Genomic DNA, 17,330 nt, shown 5'->3' on the forward strand with positions numbered 1-17,330 from the left:
GGACCGGCCGCCGCCCGAGCGTGGCGGCCGGCCCGCATACGACCCCCTGAGCAAGACCGTTCCCGGAGCCAGAAATGACCCTAACGATGGAGAAGAGTGCGCCACGCACGCAGGGCAGGAAATCGAGCAGTCGCGGTAAGGTGCGCCTTCGCGAGCATCTGATGGGGTGGCTCTTCGTAGGGCCGTTCGGGCTCGTCTTCCTGGCGCTGCTCATCGCGCCACTGGCGTACGCGCTGTATCTCAGCCTGTTCCAGAAAAGGCTGATCGGCGGCACCAGTTTCGTTTTCCTCGACAATTACGTAAAGGCGTTCACCGACCCGAGCTTCCTCTCCGGCACCTGGTTCGTCATCCGCTTCTCGCTGGTCTCGATTCCGCTGCAGATCATCGTCGCGCTGGTGCTGGCCCTGATCCTCGACTCGGTCACGTCGCTGTTCGCCCGCTTCTCGCGCCTGATGATCTTCCTGCCGTACGCGATCCCCACGGTGATCGGCGCGGTCATGTGGGGCTTCCTCTACAGCAAGAGCTTCGGGCCGCTGACCGACATCTTCGGCCTGTTCGGCGCGACCGCCCCCGACTTCCTCAGCAGCAACCTGATCTTCTACGGCCTGGTCAACATCGTCACCTGGCAGTGGGCCGGCTACTACATGATCATCCTGTACGCGGCGCTGCAGGGTATCGACCCGGCACTCTACGAGGCCGCCCGCATGGACGGCGCCAGCGGCTGGCAGATCGCGCTGCGCATCAAGATCCCGATGATCGCGCCCGCGCTGCTGCTGATCCTCGTCTTCTCCCTCATCGGCACCCTGCAGTTCTTCAACGAGCCGCAGATCCTGCGCTCGCTCGCGGCCGGCGCCATCGGCCCCGACTTCACCCCCAACATGTACGCCTACCAGCAGGCCTTCGGCCTGGCGAACTTCACCTACGGATCGGCGATCTCCTTCGCCCTCGGCGGCGTCGTCTTCGCCGGCGTCTACGCCTTCCTGTTCTTCACCCGCAAGCGGAGGAGCTTCCTGTGACCACCGCCAGCACGCGCACCGGCCGCCGGCCGAACCGCAACCTCCCCCTGCACCTGCTGCTCGCCTTCCTGGTCGTGTACTTCCTCGTGCCGTTCTGGTGGGTGATCGTCAACAGCTCAAAGGACGCGGCGGGCCTGTTCGGCGGCGGCAACACCCTGTGGTTCGCCGAGAACATCGACTACATCGGCAACCTGCAGCAGCTGTTCACCTACGACAACGGCATCTACGGCAGGTGGATACTCAACTCCACCCTCTACGCGCTGGCCGGCGGCATCGGCGCGACGATCCTGGCCGTCATGGCGGGCTACGGGTTCGCCAAATACCGCTTCATCGGGCGGCGCTTCAGCTTCTCCCTCGTGCTGGGCGCGCTCATGGTCCCGGCCACGGCGCTGGTGATCCCGACGTTCATGATGTTCTCCCAGGCCGGGCTGACCAACACCATCTGGGCGGTCATCCTGCCGTCGCTGCTCAACCCGTTCGGCGTCTACCTCATGCATGTGTACGCGCGCGACGCGGTCCCTGACGAGATCCTCGACGCGGCACGCTCCGACGGCGCGGGCGAGATCCGCACGTTCCTCCAGGTCGCGTTCCCGCTGATGCGGCCCGCGGTGGTCACCGTGCTGCTGCTGTCGGCCGTGGCCTCGTGGAACAACTACTTCCTGCCGCTCGCCATGCTGTCGGACAACCGGCTCTTCCCCGTCACCGTCGGGCTCGGCCTCTGGCAGGGCATCGCCTCGGCCAACAACGCCGGCACCACCTCGCTGTGGAGCCTCATCATCCTCGGCGCGCTGGTGTCGATCATCCCGCTCATCATCTCCTTCTTCGTGCTGCAGCGGCACTGGCGCGGCGGGCTCTCCGTCGGCGGCCTCCGGTAGCGGCCGGGGCTTGTGCGCGGCGGCGCCGCGTGGCAAATGGGGGCATTGCCACGCGGCAGACCCGCCGGTACCGCAGCGAGTTCGGTGGCGTCCGGTGGAGCCCCGGCGTACGGCCCGGCGAGTCGTCCTGGAACTACGGCGAGCGCCCCCGCGGGCTGCGAGGAACGTCCCGCCGCGATCGAACAGGCGCACCGTCCGGCTGTGAGCTGAGCGCCGCCTCGCGCTCGCTCGCACGCCGGCCCGGCGCGGGGCCGCTCCGCCTTCCCGCGCGGGGAACCGCGAGCTGAGCGGTCGCCCGCGCCGTTCGCCGTCGGCCGGTGCGGGTGACCGGACCGGCCGCGGCCGCGACGTGGCGACGTGGCGACTCAGTGTGTCGATCTCGTGGCCGAGATCGTGCATGGTGGCTTGGCAGGGGGAAGAGACTGGTGGTGGAATCCAGGTCCGCTCAGGAGAATGCCATGACCAAGCCCGCCGAGCCGCGCGACCTCGGCAGCCGGAAGCACCGCTCCGATGAGCCGCGCCGCGTCCAGGTGCTGCTGTCGCCCGCCAACGTGTGGCGGGTCGGGTTCGCCGTCGTCGCGGTCGCCGTCGTGGTGTACCTCATCAGGTTCATCCTCACCGACGCCGGATCGCTCGTCATCGTCGTCGTGATGGCCTGGTTCCTGTCGCTCGCCATGGAGCCCGCCGTGGGCCAGCTGTCACGGCACATGCGCCGCGGGGCCGCGGCCGTCCTCGTGATGGCCGGCATCGCAGTGCTCGCGGGCCTCTTCCTCTACCTGTTCGGCAACCTGTTCGTCGAGCAGGCCGCGCTGCTCGTACAGGCGCTGCCCGACGTCGTCACCGGCGCCATCGACTGGATCAACGGAAGATTCGGCACCCGCTACGACATCGATACCATCCTCAGCTCCATCAACCTCACCCCGCAGCAGGCCGCCACCTACGCGCAAGACCTGGTGGGCGGCGTGCTCGGGCTGCTCGGCACGATCACCGCGGCGGTGTTCAACACCTTCGCGCTGCTGCTGCTCACGTTCTACTTCTCCGCCGACGGGCCCCGGCTGCGGCGCTGGCTCGCCCAGCTCCTGCCCGGCCGCGTCCAGCAGGTCTTCATCACGATCTGGGACGTGTCGCTGGTCAAGACCGGCGGCTACGTCTCCGCCAGGCTCATCCTGGCGGCGATCAACGCCTTCTGCTCGACCCTGGTGTTCATGCTGATCGGCCTGCCGTCGTGGCTGGCGCTCGGCGTGTGGACGGGCGTGGTGGCCCAGTTCGTGCCCACGATCGGCACGTACATCGCGATCGCGCTGCCCACCGTCGTCGGCCTCGTCTCGCCCCGGCCCTGGGTCGGGCTCGCGGCGCTGGCCTGGGGGATCCTCTACCAGCAGGTGGAGAACCTGACGCTGGAGCCGCGCATCAGCGGCCGGTCGGTGAACATGCATCCCGGGGTCGCGTTCGCGGGCGTGCTGCTGGGGGCGCAGCTGTTCGGGGCGGTGGGCGCGCTGCTGGCGGTGCCGGTGCTGGCCATGCTGCTGTCGCTGGTGGACACGTTCGTGGCGCGCAAGGAGATGATGCCGCTCATGCCCGAGGTGCCGGAGGCGTACCTGGCCGAGGACGAGGGCCCCGCCGACGCACCGCCCGGCCCCGAACCGGACGAGGAGAAGCCGGAGACGCCGGGGGAGGGCGACGCGGACCAGGCGAAGACGACCGAGGCGGAGCGTCCGGCCTCCAAGGAGGGGCGTCCGGCCTCCGGGGCGGGGCGTGCGGCACCTGAGGCGGCTGAGGGTGAGCGGCCCTCCGTCGGGTCTACGCCTCCCCGGCCGCCTGGGAGCGCTGCTTGAGCTCCGCCTCGTACACGTGCCGCCGCCCGCCCGTGAGCCGGTCCCGCACCTGCTTCTCGATGTCGCGGAACACGGCGTAGTAGTAGTCGTCGTACGTCTCCACGACCTGGAACGTCCAGTGGCCCGGCAGGACGTCGCGGCCGACCAGCTCGGTCTGCAGGAGTTTGGCCAGCTCGTCGTGCCCGCCCTCGCGCAGCAGCTTCACGGCCTTGTGCAACGTCGCGTGGGCGGAGCCGGTGAGCTGGTGGAACGAGTACAGGTGCCCCCGTGCGCGCTCGACCGTCTCCAGCGCCTCCGACACCATCCCGGCGGCGCGTACCGCCTGGTCATCCGCCCCCTCGGGGCGGCGGTGCTCCTGATCGGGTGTGTATCCCATGCACTCTGCGTTACCCGATGTCGCGGGGAGGATGCGCGCGGGTTCGCGATCGTACGGGCGCTGCGGCCCTTGTGCCGGGACCGGTCCCGGCGGGTGATCCCTAAGATGGGCGATCTCGGCTCAGAAAGGATGACCGATGCCGGGCAAGACGAGCGTGGCGCCGCGTACCGCCGCCCGTGCCGTGCGCTCAGCCATCGCGCTGCCGTTCCTCCTGCTGCTCGCCGTCTGTGCGCCGGCCGTCTCGGCGAGCGCCTCACCCGCGCCATCGCCGTCGGGCTCTCCAGGCCCCGAGGTGTACGAACAGCCGGTCCTGGTGCACAGGAAGGACGGGAGCTTCGAGTGGATCAAACTCTATTCGGTGCGCCACAAGGAGACCGGCGAGTTCGTCATCATCGATTCTCAAGGCAAGGACTATGAGGATCTCGACGACTTCCGCGCCAACAACGACCTCTTCACCGAGGAAGACAAGATCACCATCCCCAGGAACTTCCCGACGCCTTCCGGCGGGAAGGACCTCCAGCTCATCACGGTCCCCGGGCACACCTCGAACGCCGGGACGTGGTGGCTGGCCGGCGGCATCGCAGTCGCGGTGCTCGTTTCGATCGGGGTGATCGTGGCCGTGCGCGGGCGCGGGGAGAGCCGCTCGTACGACGCCTGGCTGGCGGGCCTGCCGGACGACCGCCGGGAGCAATCCCAGGACGGCGACCAGACGAGGACCGACTCCTGAGCGCCGGACCGACGTACCGACTCCTGAGCGCCGGACCGACGTCAGGCCGAGTCGCCGCTCACGTGCCGGACTGTGAACGGCGAGCATGACGGCGACGGGCCGCTCGTCGGCGCGGAGCTCGCGTTAAGGCGTCGCTGCCCTCCAACCCGCCGTCGATGGCGGCGGGAAAGGAGGCGCCGCCGGTCGCGGCAAGCGGTTCACGCGGGCTTGGGCAGGTCGTACGTGACGCCGGTGAGGCGCTCCGACAGCTCCCAGACGCGGCCGGCCGTGACCGCGTCGTACAGGGCGGGCTCGCGAGTGCGCCGGGTCGGCTCGCCGCGCATCTGGAGCGGCCAGTCGGGCACGATGTACGAGCCTCCGGGCAGGCCGGGCACGGTGGCCGCGTACAGGGAGGTCTTCGCCCCCTCCTCGGGCGGCCGGAACGCGATGCGCTCGGCCAGCCGCATGGTGGCCAGATACAGCTTGCCGCGGGCGGCGTTGGCGCCGCCGGTCATCACGTTCGTCCTGGTGAAACCGGGCTCGACACCCATGCTGCGCAGCTTCAGCCCGGCGGCCTCGGCCCGGCGCTGCAGCTCCATGGCGAAGTAGAGCACGGCCCGCTTGGTCCGCCCGTAGTGGAAGGCCGCGCGGTAGGAGCGTTCTGCGTTGAGGTTGTCCAGGTCGAAGCGGACCAGCCGGTGCGCCATGCTGCTCACCGAGATCACCCGCGCGGCGGGCGCGGCCCGCAGGTGCGGCAGCAGCAGCCCGGTCAGCGCGAACGGCCCCAGATGGTTGACGCCGAACTGCGACTCGAACCCGTCGGCGGTCCGTGCGAACGGCACCGCCGCGATGCCCGCGTTGTTGATCAGCAGGTCGAGCCGGTCGTGGTCCCACCCGGCGGCGAACTCGCGTACGGACGCCAGGCTCGCCAGGTCCACCTGCCGCAGCTCCAGCCGCGCGTCGGGAACCTCCGCGCGCATCCTGTCCAGCGCGTTCTTGCCGCGCTCGGGATCGCGGCAGGCCAGCACGACGTGCGCGCCGCGCCGGCTCAGCTCGCGCGCCGTGACGTACCCGATGCCGCTGTTGGCACCGGTGACAACCACGATCTTGTCAGATTGGTCGGGTATATCGGTCAAGCTCCAAGAGCGGGGGGTGCCCATGCTCGTCACCTCACGGGGGTTCCGGTACGTACGACAGAGCATGCCCGATTTGATCATCCGGAAGCCATGATCTCGGGCGGCGGGCCGAAACGAGGCTTCGTATCAGGACGCCGGGGTGGTCCTGATACGAAGCCACTCGTCACGGGAGGATCGGGGTCCACTCCTTCAGCAAGGCGATGTCGTACGCGTCCACCGCCGTGTACGGGTCGCGATCCAGGATCTCGCGCAACTCCGCCTCGTCCTCGACCTCGTAGATGTGCATCGCGCCCTTGTCGTCGGCCCACGGCCCCGCGGTGACCAGCCGGCCCTGCTCGAGCAGTGCCTGAAGGTGCTCCCGGTGGGCCGGGCGCACCTTCAGGCGGTCGTCCTCGTTCTTGAACTCGAGCAACAGTACAAATCTCGCCATGGGCGTCACATTAGTACCAAGACGATCTTTCGGGTGTCCCGCTACCAGGTCTTGCCGGCCTGCTCGCGTATCGCCCGGTTGATCCGGTTGAAGCAGTTGGTCAGGCGATGTGCAGGATGATCGACGAGAGCTGGTCCTCGTCGAAGTACGCGGCCGCGGCGTCCCAGATCTCGTCGGTCACTCCGGCGCGCCGTCCTGGATGCGGGTGGCCGCCTCCGTGAACGCGAGCGCCGCACGCTCGGCGCCGGTGTAGAACGGCGTCTTGCGCCAGGCCACCAGGCTGTGCAGCCGCTCGTCGGTCTCCCTGTGCTTCTTGGCGGAGGCGACCCCGGCGTACACGCAGGGGCTGCAGCCGTTGATCTGGCTGGCGCGCAGGTGCACCAGCTCCAGGAGGCGGGGATCGACGCCGCCCGAGTGGACGGCCTTATAGAGGTGCCCGACGGCGGTGGTCACGTCCGGGTTCGACGGCCGGTTCATCCGTGCTTGCATGGGTCGTGCTCCTTCATCGGTTACCTGTGCCCTTGCGGGCTCGTCATCCCCATGACGGAGCGGATGCGAGGAAGGTAACGACATGTCCCAGACCGGCCCGGTGACGTCGGGGGCTTCGGCGGCTTCGGCGGCTTCGGTGGCTGCGGCGTTCGAGGCGCAGCGCGACCGGCTGCACGCGGTCGCGTACCGCATGCTGGGCTCGCACGCCGACGCCGACGCCGAGGACGTGGTGCAGGAGGCGTGGCTGCACCGCGGTGGCCGCCGGCGCGCGCCGCCGCTGGACGGCTGGGGTCGCGGCGAGCCGGCCTGTGCTGGTGGACGGGCGGCCCGGGGTGGTGGCCTGGCGGGCGGACGGCAGGCCGCTGTCGCTGCTGGCGTTCAGCGTCGCCGGCGGGCGTATCACGGCCATCTCGATCGTGACGGATCCGGAACGGCTCGCGCGCCTGGACCTGCCGAAGCCGGCCTGATCCGCGTCGGGCGGTGCTTGCGCGCCCTTGCGCCGCGCCCAGTTGGTGGGCCTCCCGTGGCCTGGCTGTAGTGGATGGTGCCGTTCGGGGCGCGGGCGGCGGTGGCTCGGCGGCGGGCGGTTGCGGCGTGTCCAGTGCCTCGGGAGTAGCCGCGCCGATTTTCCCGATATTTACGGTATTTGAGGATATTCGGGCGGGCTCTTATATGGCGACGGCGCGTGCACAATTGCGTCGTACATTCCCGGCGGTCGAATCGCCTGCGGCGCGGGGGTGCCGATCGGTAAACTCCAGCGATTACCTGCGGATAATCGCCCGTTTGCTCGCCGATACAGCCGGCGCGTTTCGCAGTCGACCTGCCATGTGAAGAAGCTGTGGCCGTGCCGTTCACCCGGGCCGGCCGTGCGAACGTCTGGAGGATGCCGTGAGTGTTCGTCCCGTGCACACGGTGGAGGTCCCGGTGAGCGACGACGGCGGCGACGTGGTGCGCGTCCAGATCAGGGAAGTGGACGAGGGGCTCGTGCGGGTGGGCCGGGGCGACGGCGCCGTGACGCGGGCGGGGCGCTCGCTCGGCCGCATGCTGGACACTGTACGTCCCGTCGCCGAAAGCTTCGTCACACGCTTCAAAGAGCTTGAGAACGCGCCGGACGAGATGGTGCTGGAATTCGGGGTGTCGTTGTCGGCCGAGGCGGACGTGGTCATCGCGAGCACCGCAAGCGAGGCGAACTTCTCGGTGAGCCTGACGTGGAAGCGCCCCGAGCGGCCGGAGGCGTCCGAGCGGTGACGGAGACGGCGCGGGCGTGGTCGGGCAGCCTGTACGACACCTTGGCCGCGGGCATCGTCCAGGTCAGAGCCGCCTCCTTGGGAGGAGCGGGCTTCCTCATCGCCCCCGACCTGGTGCTGACCTGCGCCCACGTGGTGTCGGACGCGCTGGGCCGGCCCCGCGACGACAAGGTTGCGGCGGGCACGCCGGTCAGGGTGGAGCTGCCGCTCGCCGAGCCCCCGCCGGACGGCGGCCCCCGCACCGGATGGCCTGCCTCGGTCGAGACCTGAGTGCCGGTCAGAGCCGAACGGACCGGCGACCTCGCCGTGCTCCGCCTGCGGGAGCCCATCCCCGGGGCCCGCCCGCTGCCGATGGCCGAGGCCGACGGCGTACGCGGCGGGCGCGCACGCGTGGTGGGCTTCCCGCGCGACGCGCCCGGCGGCACCTGGTTCGAGGGCAGGCTCGGCGGCCCCACCGGTGAGGGCTGGATCGAGCTGTCCAGGGCCGACGGGCAGACCGCGCACGTCCGGCCCGGCTTCAGCGGCAGCCCCGTCTGGGACGACACCCTCAACGCGGTGGTCGGGCTCGTGGTGGCCGCGCAGCCGGTGGGGGAGGCGCAGCAGGCGTACGCGCTGCGTACCAGGACCATCGTGCGCGAGATCCCCGCGCTCGGCCCGGTCATCCGCCCGCGCTCGCCCTTCCGGGGGCTGAAGCCGTACCAGGAGGGCGACGCTGAGGTGTTCTTCGGCCGCGAGGACGACATCACCGCCGTCGTCGCCGCCCTGTACGCCTCCCGCACGGTGACCGTCTACGGCCCGTCGGGCTGCGGCAAATCCTCGCTGGCTCGGGCGGGCGTGGTGCCTCGCATCCGGGCGGACGGGCACGAGGCGCTGGTCTTCAACGCCGGGGACATCTCCTCGATAAGGTTCGTGCTGGCCACCGAGCTGCACGAGGCATGTGGCCGCTCGTACGGCGTGGACAAGATCGAAAGCTGGCTGCGGGACCACGGGCTCGGCGACACCCTGCACCGCGTCCGCCGGGACGCGACCGGCGACCTCGTCATCGTCCTCGACCAGGCCGAGGCGCTGCTCAACCGCACCCCCGCCGAGATCGACGAACTGGTCGACGTGCTGTTCACGCGCTTGAGCGGCGTGCGGGTGCTCGTCACACTCCGCTCCGACCTGGTGGACGCGGTGCTGCGCCACCCCAAGCTGGGCCCGGCGCTGCTCGGCGGACGTACGGTGCCGCTCGCCCCCATGACAGCGGGTCAGCTCGAAGAGGTGATCACCAAGCCGGTGGAGCGGCTCCCTGCGGTCTCGTACGAGCCGGGTCTGGTCCGCCGCATGCTGGACGACGCCGGTGACGAGCCGGGCATCCTGCCGCTTTTGGGGTTCGTGCTCGAGCAGCTATGGGAACGCCAGGACGGCGGCCACCTGCGCAACGCGGCGTACGAAGAGCTCGGCCGGGTCTCCGGCGCGCTGGAGCAACACGCGGACGAAACGTGGAAGCGTCTCTTCGCCGGCCGCCAGGAACGCGAGAGGGCGGCGCGCCGGCTGCTCACCAGGCTCGTACGGATGCTGCCCGACGGCGGCATCCTGCTCCGCCGCAGGCTCACCCGCGACGAGGTGGACGACCAGCAGTGGCGGATAGCGACCGAGCTGGCCGAAGCGCGGCTGCTGGTGCTGCACGGCGGCGAGGGCGAGCAGGAGAGCGCCGAACTCGCCCACGAGGCCCTGATCACCGCCTGGCCCGCCCTGCGCGACCAGGTGGAGAAGGACCGGCGCTTCCTGGCCGGGCAGGCGGAGCTGGAGCAGGACCTGCGGCGGCACGAGCGCGGCGGCCCGCTGCTCACCGGTGCGCAGCTCGCGGCGGTCGAGCAGTGGTCGGCCGGGCGCGAAGGGGATCTGACGGAGGAGCAGCGGCGCTTCATCGCCATGTCACAAAAACGGGATCGGGCGGATAAGCGGCGCGGTCGTCTCCTGCGGACCGCAGTGGCGGCTGCGGTCGCGCTGATCGCGGGCCTGGCCACCTTCGGTGTTACTCAGAGCCAGGCCACCGCGGAGCGGGAGAAGGAGAACACCTCTCGCATACTGGCGAGTTCCATCGAGGGCTTGCTGGAGAGCGATCCGGGGCTGGCAGCCCTGGCGGCCGTCGCCGCCTATCGGGTCGCTCCCACTCAGGAGGCGGTGAACGCCCTGTTGCAGCGATACGAAGCGTTGAACGACGCGGCCTGGATGCTCTCCGGTTTCCAGGGCGAAATCATGAACATGGCGATGAGCGCCGACGGCTCCGCGCTGTTCGGCGTTTCCAAGGGCGGTCGGGGGACGATGTTCCATCGGCAGGCCGGTGGGAAGGTGCTGCGAAAGCACCTCGGGCTCCCAGGAAACGCGACTTTCCCGCTGATCAGCGGGGATGTCCGGCGCATCGCGTACACGCTAGACGGTAGCGACTCGATGTACTGGCACGACGTGCGCTACACCGAGCGCGACATCGTCCTAGGACCGGCGCAGCGGCTGCCCGGCGCCGCGCTGCGGAAGTTCACCCTCGGAGGACGGGACGGCGGCCACAACGTCGTCTCCTTCTCGCCGGGCGCACGGCGGATCGCGACGGCGGCCTTCGAGGGCCAGGTGCGGGTGTGGGACTTAGTGACGCGGCGGCTCCAGAACCCGCCGAAACGGCTGCCGAAGCTGCGGCAGGTCTGGTTCGGTCCCGACGAGCACACGTTAGTGGGCACGCTGCTGACTGATGATGAGCCTTTGGTGAGGATCGATCTGCGCACCGGAGCCGTGTGGAAGTTTGAACGTGACGTGCACGCGTTGCTGTCGCCGAGGGTCGACATCTCGGCGGACGGCAGCGTCGCGGTCGTGTGCAGGAAACCAGCCGAAAAAGCCGTCTATCGGGTCTTCCGCGTCGCGGATGGCCGGGAGCTGACCCGCTACGTTTCTACCGCCAGGTACAGCGTGTGCCACGACCCTGCCATGTCGGCGACCGGTGATCGCATCGCCGTCAACGAGGGGAGCGGCACCTGGGTGATCGTCGGCGATAGAGCGAGCACGCCGCCACAACGATTCACCGGGCCAGACATTACCTCCATCGGTAAGATGGGGCCGCTCCTCGGCACGCCCGAGGAGCCCGTCGTGGTCCAGCGCGGCCAAGCCGACGTGAGAGGGTGGCGGTTGCACGGCGATGCCGGGCTTGGCGCGTTCAACCCGCCGGTGCTCCTCAGAGGCGGTCAAGCAGCTGTGTTCCGGACGGGGAAGAGAGGCGGGAAGATCGCGGACCGTCTGGTCGTCGCGGAGGTCGAAGGCAAGGGGAGAACGCTCGGTTCGGCGCCCATCCCTCCCGTGCCCTCCGACGCGAACCACCTACTCGCCACCAACCGGAGCCAGACGCTGGTGGCCGACGTGTCCGGCTCGAACAAGATCACCGTCTACACCCTGCCTGACCTGCGCGAGGTGAGCACGTTCACTGCTCGCCTACCTTCACGCGACTCGACGGGGAGCCAGCCAGAGGTGAACCTCGTCTTCCTGTCTGACGACGAGATCGTGACGGTCTCCGGCACCGTGGTCGAGCATTGGAACGCTCGCGACGGTCGGCGCATATCCGAACCTATCGACCTGCGTGGCGTGTTCAAAGGCGGGCTGGCGCTCAATGACTTCCAGGTACTGCGGCACTACAAGCCCGGGTATATACAGGTTGCGCACAGGACCAGCCACAGCCTGCACGCAGTGAGTCTGGCGACCGGTAAGGAGGAGCCGAACCTGCGCATACGGCTGGGAGACGACATGGTCACCGCGATGGTGGAGCCTAGCGGGCGCTATGCCATGGTGCTGACGCGCGGTTCGGTGATCGAGCTGTGGGCGGTGGCCGATCGCCAGAACCCTCGGAAAATCTACGGCGGGCTCGGACCCCTGGCGCCTGAAAGTTCCCAGGTGGGGAGGATGGAGGAGGACGGTGACGGCAACCCCGGCTTCTTTCTGACGTTTGGACGTTTCGTCCACTTCTTGCGCTTGACCGGCTCGGGCGAGGTGAACGTGGAGGCCTACTCCTTTTCCGGCCAGCAGAAGTTCATGGCGTCGGCCGACGAAGGCAGAACGTTGCTGCGTGATCGCGGCGAGTTCGCCGATGTGCTCCGGGTCGATCCGGAGCTGTGGGCCTCGCGGCTCTGCGCCATCCTCGGACGTGACCTTGACGCCGAGGAGCGGCGCGGCCTGCCTCGAGACGTACCGGAAACCGTCTGCCCATCCGCCTGACCGCTCAGCGTGAGCGTACGGCGGCCTCCAGCACCTCCTCCACGGACCTCGCAGGACGTCCGAGCGCGGACTCCAGTGCCGGGCTGGTGACGTCGAACTCCCCCTTACGCGATGCCAGGAACATGGTCAACAGGAACGCGGCGGCCGGTCTGGGCATGCCGTCGGCGACCATCGCCGCCACCCACTCCTCATCCTCCATGACGACCCGCTCGATGGTCCTGCCGGTGATGCGGCTGAGGATGGCGGCGACGCCGGCGAAGTCGAGCGTGCGGGGAGCGGTCAGCGGCGGCGTGACGCCGTCGAACACGCCGTCTTCGGTCAGCGCGAGGACGGCGGCCTCCGCCAGGTCCTCGTGGGAGGTCCAGGACACCGGGCCGTCCAGCGGCGCGGCCAGCCTGCCGGTCTCGATGGCCGCCTCGAGGAAGAGTTCCAGCGTGGAGGCGTAGAAGCCGTTGCGCAGGGCGGTGTAGGGGATGCCGAGCCGCCGCAGGTGCTCCTCGGTGGCCGCGTGCACGGGCTGCGGCGCGAAGAGCGAGGCCGGGGAGGCGGCCTGGTGGCTGGTGTAGAGGACCCGCCGCGCGCCCGCTGCGCGGGCCGCGTCGATCGCGGCGATGTTGGCGGCCGTGGCGGCCTCTCCCCGGATGGAGGCGGAGATGACCAGGACCCGCTCGGCGCCCTCGAAGGCGAGCTTGAGCGTGTCCGGCTCGGTGAAGTCTCCGGCCCGTACGCGTACGCCGCGCTCGGCGAGGGCGGCGGCCCTGGTCACGTCGCGGACGCTGATCCCGACCTTTTCGGCGGGCACGCGCTCAAGCAGGCGGTCGAGGATCAGCGAGCCGAGACGGCCGGTGGCTCCGGTGACGATCAGCATGGGTTGGCTCCAGTCTGCACGGGATGTTCTAGGTGGAACGCCTCTGACGTTAGCACTGATACTAACGTTGTTACTACCGTTGTTGTCGAAACCGGCTGAAGGCTTGCTCTCAACGCGATGGCGCTGGGAGTACCATCGTTCACATGGCGCAGATCCAACAGCGGCGTGACCTCACCCGCGAGCGCATCGTGACGACCGCGGCCCGCCTGCTGACCGAGCAAGGGCCCGCCGCGGTCACCACCCGCCGCGTCGCCCAGGAAGCCGGATTGCAGCCCCCGGCCCTCTACCGCTTCTTCCCCGACAAGGACGCCCTGCTGGACGCCGCCGTCGAGCACGTCTTCGCCGAGCACGTGGCGCGCAAGCGAGCCACCGCGCCCACCGGCGACCCGGTGGCCGACCTGCGCGCCGGCTGGGACACCCAGATCGGCTTCGGCCTCGACCACCCCCACGTCTTCAGCCTGCTGCTCGCCCGCCCGCGCGACACCCCGGCCCAGGCCGAGGGCCTGCGCATGCTGGCCGAGCTGGTCCACAGGATCGCCGTCGCCGGCAGGCTCAAGGTGAGCGAGGAACGCGCGGTCAACCTCATCCACGCGGCCGGCATCGGCACCGTCCACACGCTGCTGACGCTGCCGCCGGACCAGAAGGACCCGCGCCTGGCCGACGCCGCCTTCGACGCGGTCGCCCGCGCCATACTCACCGACGACACCGCCCCCGCCGAGGACCCCGCAGCCGTGATCGCCGCCTTCCGCACCCTGCTCCCCAGCCTGCCCACCCTCACCAGAGCCGAGGCCGCCCTCCTCGACGAGTGGCTCCGGCGCTGAACCGTCAGCGGAGGGTGGTCGCTCACGGTTCCAGGACCCAGCGGGCGAAGTCGGTCGGGAGGACGTTGCTGCCGCACAGGACGGTGGTGACGCGGCGGCCGGTGAAGCGGGCGGGGTGTTCCATGACGGCGGCGATGCCGAGAGCGGCCGAGGGTTCGGTGACCAGGCCGGCATGCTCGTACACGGCCCGCATGCCGGCCTTGATCGCGTCCTCGCCGACGAGCAGCACGTCGTCCATGACCACGAGCAGATCGTCCAGGACCTCCGGGATCGGGCAGCGGCCGGCGACGCCGTCGGCGATCGTGTCGATGCGGTCGGTCTCGACGACGGTACGGCGCTGCCACGACAGGGCCATCGCGGGCGCGCCGGTCGGCTGGATGCCGATCACCTCCGCGCCCGGGGCGAGCGCGTGTACGGCGGAGCCGACGCCGCCGGCCAGCGCGCCGCCGCCCAGAGCGACGAGCACGACGTCGAGGTCCGGGTCGTCGCGGACGAGTTCGGGGCCGATCGTCGCGGCTCCCTCGCAGGTGGCCAGGTCGAGGCTGTCCTCCACGTGGTACGCGCCCTCGGCCTCGGAGAGCTCGCGGGCCAGCAGGCGGGCGTCCTCGATGTCCTGGCCATGGAGCCGGAGGTCGGCGCCGAGTGCGGTGATCTGGGCGAGTTTGAGCGGGTTCGCGGTGGTGGCGGCCACCACGGTGACGTCGATGCCCCGGCGCGCGCCGCTGTAGGCCAGCGCCTGGCCGAGGTTGCCGGCGCTCGCGCACACCATGCGGGACGCGCCCCGCGCGGCGGCCTCGGCGGCGACGGTCTCGGTGCCGCGTCCCTTGAAGCTGCGTACCGGATTGAGCGTCTCGACCTTCAGCGTGATCGAGGAGCCGAGCGCCCGGCCCGGAGACGGGCACGGCATGGCCGGCGTGTCCAGGAACACCGGATCGATGGCGGCGGCTGCGGCGCGAATGCGGTCGAGCCGGAGCCGGACATGATCGAGACCGCTCATGGTCGCGAAGCCTGTCACGGAACGGCCCCGTACGGCGGCGTTCGTGACGGCGAATCACGCGTTGTGTGATGGAACGGTGACAACGCGGCCCACCCGCCGATCGGCCTGCTTGCCTGAGGGGCATGCGACTCATTCCCCACCCCCTGTCACGCCCGATCGGCGCCCTGGTCCTCGCCGTGGTGGCCGGCGCCGCGCTCGGGGGCTGCGGCGCCTCCTCCTCCGCTGACGACCGGCCCGGTGTGCGCGTGCTCTGGACGGGCGACTCGATCGCCGGGGCAGAGGCCCCTGCCGTGCAGGCGGCGCTGGAGGCCGCAGGCGTGACGGTCGAGAACGCCACCTCCGACGGCGGCGGCAACCTCGTCCCCGGCGACCACCCGGTCACCACCAAGGCGGCCGCCGAGGCGTGGAAGGCGCTCAAGGAGCGCATCGCGTCCTTCCGCCCGACGGTGATCGCCTACCAGATCACCACGTACGACTGGGGCACCGCCCGCCAGCAGCTCGCCGCCTACCGCAAGCTCGCCGAGACGGCCGAGGACGCCGGGGCCCGGCTGGTGCTGGTCTCCGCGCCGCCGTTCAAGATCGACGACTTCTACCGGCCGTACGCCGCCGCCATCAAGTCCGCGCCCGCCATGGCAGCCCAGGCCGCGGCGGGTCCGGGCGCCCGCTTCCTGGACGCCTCTGAGCTGTGGGGCACCGACTACGCCGCGGACAAGGCCCAGCGCAGCAAGGACGGCATTCACTCCTGCCAGCAGGGCTCGGCGGCCTTCGCCACGTGGTTCGCCAAGCGGCTGGGCGAGCTGGCCGGCTTCACCCCGGCCCCTCCCGCCGCGTGGGCCACCGGCCCGTGGACGGACGATGAGCGGTTCAGCAAGCTCGGCTGCTCCTGATGCGCGCCGGACGACGACTTCCAGGGCGTCTGACGCGGGCCGGACTGCGACGTCCGGGCCGTCTTATGCGGGTCGAGGGCGGCAGCGGTTCCGGCCACGACCGCCCCGTCTCCGCTGCCGGCGTAGAACGCCCCATCGCGTCCGCCTCCGGCGGTAAGCGCCCGGACGGCTCTGCCGCCGGCTGCGCGCCCGCTGCGGTGGGCGCTTCCGAGGGCGGGCGCGCGGCTCCGTCCGGCGCGCAGCCCGCCCCTCGCCGGGCCCACATCGCGGCGCTGGACGGGTTGCGCGGAATCGCGGTCATCGGGGTGCTGCTGTTCCACGCGGGCCACCTGAGCGGCGGGTTCCTCGGGGTCGATCTGTTCTTCGTGCTGTCCGGGTTCCTCATCACGGGCCTGCTGCTGCAGGAAAAGAGACGTCTCAACCTGGCGGCGTTCTGGAAGCGGAGGGCCCGCAGGTTGCTGCCCGCGCTGGCCGTCCTCATCGTGATGACTCCGCCGCTGGCCTGGGCGGCGGGCAGGACCGACCTGCTCAGGACGGCGCAGCAGGACACGCCGTGGGTGCTCGCCCAGGCGGTGAACTGGCACTACATCGCCGAGCGCATCGGCTACTGGAACGCCTCGGACACCCGCCCGTTCGCGCACCTGTGGAGCATCGCGGTCGAGTGGCAGTTCTACCTGGCCTGGCCGCTCATCGTCGCGCTGCTCGGCGGGAAACGGTGGCGGGTGGCGGTGGTGGCGCTCACGGGTGCGGTCGTGTCGCTCCTGCTGATGGTCAGGCTGGGGGCGGCGGTGGACACTACGCGCGCGTACGAGGGCACCGACACCCGCGCCTTCTCCGTGCTGCTGGGGGCGGCGGCCGCGACCATGCCCGTCCGCGAGGCCGTGGCCCGCCTGCCGCGCACGGCCGTGGACCTGACATGCGCGTTGCTGCTGGGCGGGCCGGCCGTCGCGTGGGCGGTGACGGCGGGGGAGGAGGCGCCGGGCCTGTTCCAGGGCGGCATGTTCGCCCACTCGCTGGCCTGCGCCGCGCTGATCGCGCTGCTGGCCGGAGCACCGGAGGGCCGCGCAGGGCTGGTCCTGGGCAGCGCGGTGCCGCGCAGGATCGGCGAGGTGTCGTACAGCCTGTACGTGTGGCATTGGCCGATCTACCTGCTGCTGCCCCGCCACGGCGGGCTGGACGGCTGGGCCTGGACGGCGGTCGCCGCCGGGCTGTCGCTGGCGGCTGCAGTAGTGTCGAAGGCCCTCGTCGAGGATCCGGTACGCCACCGCGCCCGCTGGACCACCGGCCGCCGCGGATGGGCGGCGCTGGCCGCAGCCGTCACGGTCGCGGCGGTGGCGTGGGCGGCGATCCCGCAGCCGCGGCCCGGCGCGGGGACCGTCGATGTGAGCAGGCTCGAAGAGTGAAAGGGGAACAC

At 70.5% G+C, this 17,330-nt stretch carries 17 protein-coding genes and 2 pseudogenes; 13 read left to right on the forward strand and 6 right to left on the reverse strand.

Going from position 1 to position 17,330, the window contains the following annotated elements; all coding sequences use genetic code 11:
* Window positions 1–161: 161 nt before the first annotated feature.
* The 3 genes from WBK31_RS13710 (at window position 162) to WBK31_RS13720 (ending at window position 3,726) form a co-directional block, all read left to right on the forward strand.
* The gene (locus WBK31_RS13710; RefSeq protein WP_364050275.1) at window positions 162–1,016 is read left to right on the forward strand and encodes a sugar ABC transporter permease; all 855 of its coding nucleotides are present in this window, start codon (window positions 162–164) and stop codon (window positions 1,014–1,016) included.
* Window positions 1,013–1,891: a carbohydrate ABC transporter permease gene (locus WBK31_RS13715; RefSeq protein ID WP_364050278.1), complete on the forward strand. Its 879-nt coding sequence runs from the start codon at window positions 1,013–1,015 to the stop codon at window positions 1,889–1,891. Before WBK31_RS13710 ends, WBK31_RS13715 begins: the two co-directional genes overlap by 4 nt.
* 458 nt (window positions 1,892–2,349) lie before the next feature.
* Window positions 2,350–3,726: an AI-2E family transporter gene (locus tag WBK31_RS13720; protein ID WP_406674955.1), complete on the forward strand. Its 1,377-nt coding sequence runs from the start codon at window positions 2,350–2,352 to the stop codon at window positions 3,724–3,726.
* Here the strand turns inward: WBK31_RS13720 and WBK31_RS13725 are convergent.
* Window positions 3,692–4,102, reverse strand: a complete 411-nt coding sequence (locus WBK31_RS13725; RefSeq protein ID WP_364050284.1) for a hypothetical protein — start codon at window positions 4,100–4,102, stop codon at window positions 3,692–3,694. The genes WBK31_RS13720 and WBK31_RS13725 overlap by 35 nt on opposite strands.
* 136 nt (window positions 4,103–4,238) lie before the next feature.
* Between WBK31_RS13725 and WBK31_RS13730 the strand changes: the two genes are divergently transcribed.
* A complete protein-coding gene (locus tag WBK31_RS13730; protein WP_364050287.1) occupies window positions 4,239–4,829 on the forward strand; it encodes a hypothetical protein in 591 nt (196 codons plus the stop codon).
* Window positions 4,830–5,026: 197 nt separating this feature from the next.
* Here the strand turns inward: WBK31_RS13730 and WBK31_RS13735 are convergent, their stop codons facing one another.
* From WBK31_RS13735 to WBK31_RS13745, 3 genes are all read right to left on the reverse strand, one after another.
* Window positions 5,027–6,010: an oxidoreductase gene (locus tag WBK31_RS13735; RefSeq protein WP_406674956.1), complete on the reverse strand. Its 984-nt coding sequence runs from the start codon at window positions 6,008–6,010 to the stop codon at window positions 5,027–5,029.
* A 97-nt stretch (window positions 6,011–6,107) separates the two neighbouring features.
* A complete protein-coding gene (locus tag WBK31_RS13740; RefSeq protein ID WP_364050293.1) occupies window positions 6,108–6,374 on the reverse strand; it encodes a YciI family protein in 267 nt (88 codons plus the stop codon).
* Between the two features lie 177 nt (window positions 6,375–6,551).
* Window positions 6,552–6,863, reverse strand: a complete 312-nt coding sequence (locus tag WBK31_RS13745; RefSeq protein ID WP_406674957.1) for a carboxymuconolactone decarboxylase family protein — start codon at window positions 6,861–6,863, stop codon at window positions 6,552–6,554.
* 82 nt (window positions 6,864–6,945) lie between these two features.
* On the opposite strand from WBK31_RS13745, the pseudogene WBK31_RS13750 reads away from it, so the two are divergent.
* The 6 genes and pseudogenes from WBK31_RS13750 to WBK31_RS13775 form a co-directional block, all read left to right on the forward strand.
* Window positions 6,946–7,098, forward strand: a pseudogene (locus tag WBK31_RS13750) (hypothetical protein); the annotation flags it as partial.
* Window positions 7,099–7,171: 73 nt separating this feature from the next.
* On the forward strand, window positions 7,172–7,330 hold the full coding sequence (locus WBK31_RS13755) for a hypothetical protein (protein ID WP_406675586.1): 159 nt from the start codon (window positions 7,172–7,174) through the stop codon (window positions 7,328–7,330).
* Between the two features lie 421 nt (window positions 7,331–7,751).
* A complete protein-coding gene (locus WBK31_RS13760) occupies window positions 7,752–8,111 on the forward strand; it encodes a CU044_2847 family protein (RefSeq protein WP_364050299.1) in 360 nt (119 codons plus the stop codon).
* A complete protein-coding gene (locus tag WBK31_RS13765; RefSeq protein WP_378789293.1) occupies window positions 8,108–8,380 on the forward strand; it encodes a hypothetical protein in 273 nt (90 codons plus the stop codon). Before WBK31_RS13760 ends, WBK31_RS13765 begins: the two co-directional genes overlap by 4 nt.
* Window positions 8,381–8,665: pseudogene (locus WBK31_RS13770) on the forward strand (serine protease); the annotation flags it as partial.
* Window positions 8,666–12,343 (forward strand): NACHT and WD repeat domain-containing protein, encoded by a 3,678-nt coding sequence (locus tag WBK31_RS13775; RefSeq protein WP_406675494.1) that lies wholly within the window; start codon window positions 8,666–8,668, stop codon window positions 12,341–12,343.
* Between the two features lie 4 nt (window positions 12,344–12,347).
* On the opposite strand, the gene WBK31_RS13780 is transcribed toward WBK31_RS13775, so the two are convergent.
* Window positions 12,348–13,211, reverse strand: coding sequence for an NAD(P)H-binding protein (locus WBK31_RS13780; protein ID WP_364050308.1), 864 nt, complete (start codon window positions 13,209–13,211; stop codon window positions 12,348–12,350).
* Window positions 13,212–13,354: 143 nt separating this feature from the next.
* Between WBK31_RS13780 and WBK31_RS13785 the strand changes: the two genes are divergently transcribed.
* Window positions 13,355–14,032 (forward strand): TetR/AcrR family transcriptional regulator, encoded by a 678-nt coding sequence (locus tag WBK31_RS13785; protein WP_364050311.1) that lies wholly within the window; start codon window positions 13,355–13,357, stop codon window positions 14,030–14,032.
* A 22-nt stretch (window positions 14,033–14,054) separates the two neighbouring features.
* Here the strand turns inward: WBK31_RS13785 and WBK31_RS13790 are convergent, their stop codons facing one another.
* The gene (locus WBK31_RS13790) at window positions 14,055–15,029 is read right to left on the reverse strand and encodes a threonine/serine dehydratase (protein ID WP_406674958.1); all 975 of its coding nucleotides are present in this window, start codon (window positions 15,027–15,029) and stop codon (window positions 14,055–14,057) included.
* Between the two features lie 122 nt (window positions 15,030–15,151).
* Here WBK31_RS13790 and WBK31_RS13795 point away from each other — a divergent pair, with 122 nt between their 5' ends.
* Complete coding sequence (locus WBK31_RS13795; RefSeq protein ID WP_364050317.1) at window positions 15,152–15,916, forward strand: SGNH hydrolase domain-containing protein; 765 nt, start codon at window positions 15,152–15,154, stop codon at window positions 15,914–15,916.
* Between the two features lie 197 nt (window positions 15,917–16,113).
* On the forward strand, window positions 16,114–17,319 hold the full coding sequence (locus tag WBK31_RS13800) for an acyltransferase family protein (RefSeq protein ID WP_406674959.1): 1,206 nt from the start codon (window positions 16,114–16,116) through the stop codon (window positions 17,317–17,319).
* Window positions 17,320–17,330 lie beyond the last annotated feature (11 nt).

The organism is Nonomuraea sp. N2-4H, from assembly GCF_045291505.1.
GTDB lineage: Bacteria > Actinomycetota > Actinomycetes > Streptosporangiales > Streptosporangiaceae > Nonomuraea > Nonomuraea fastidiosa.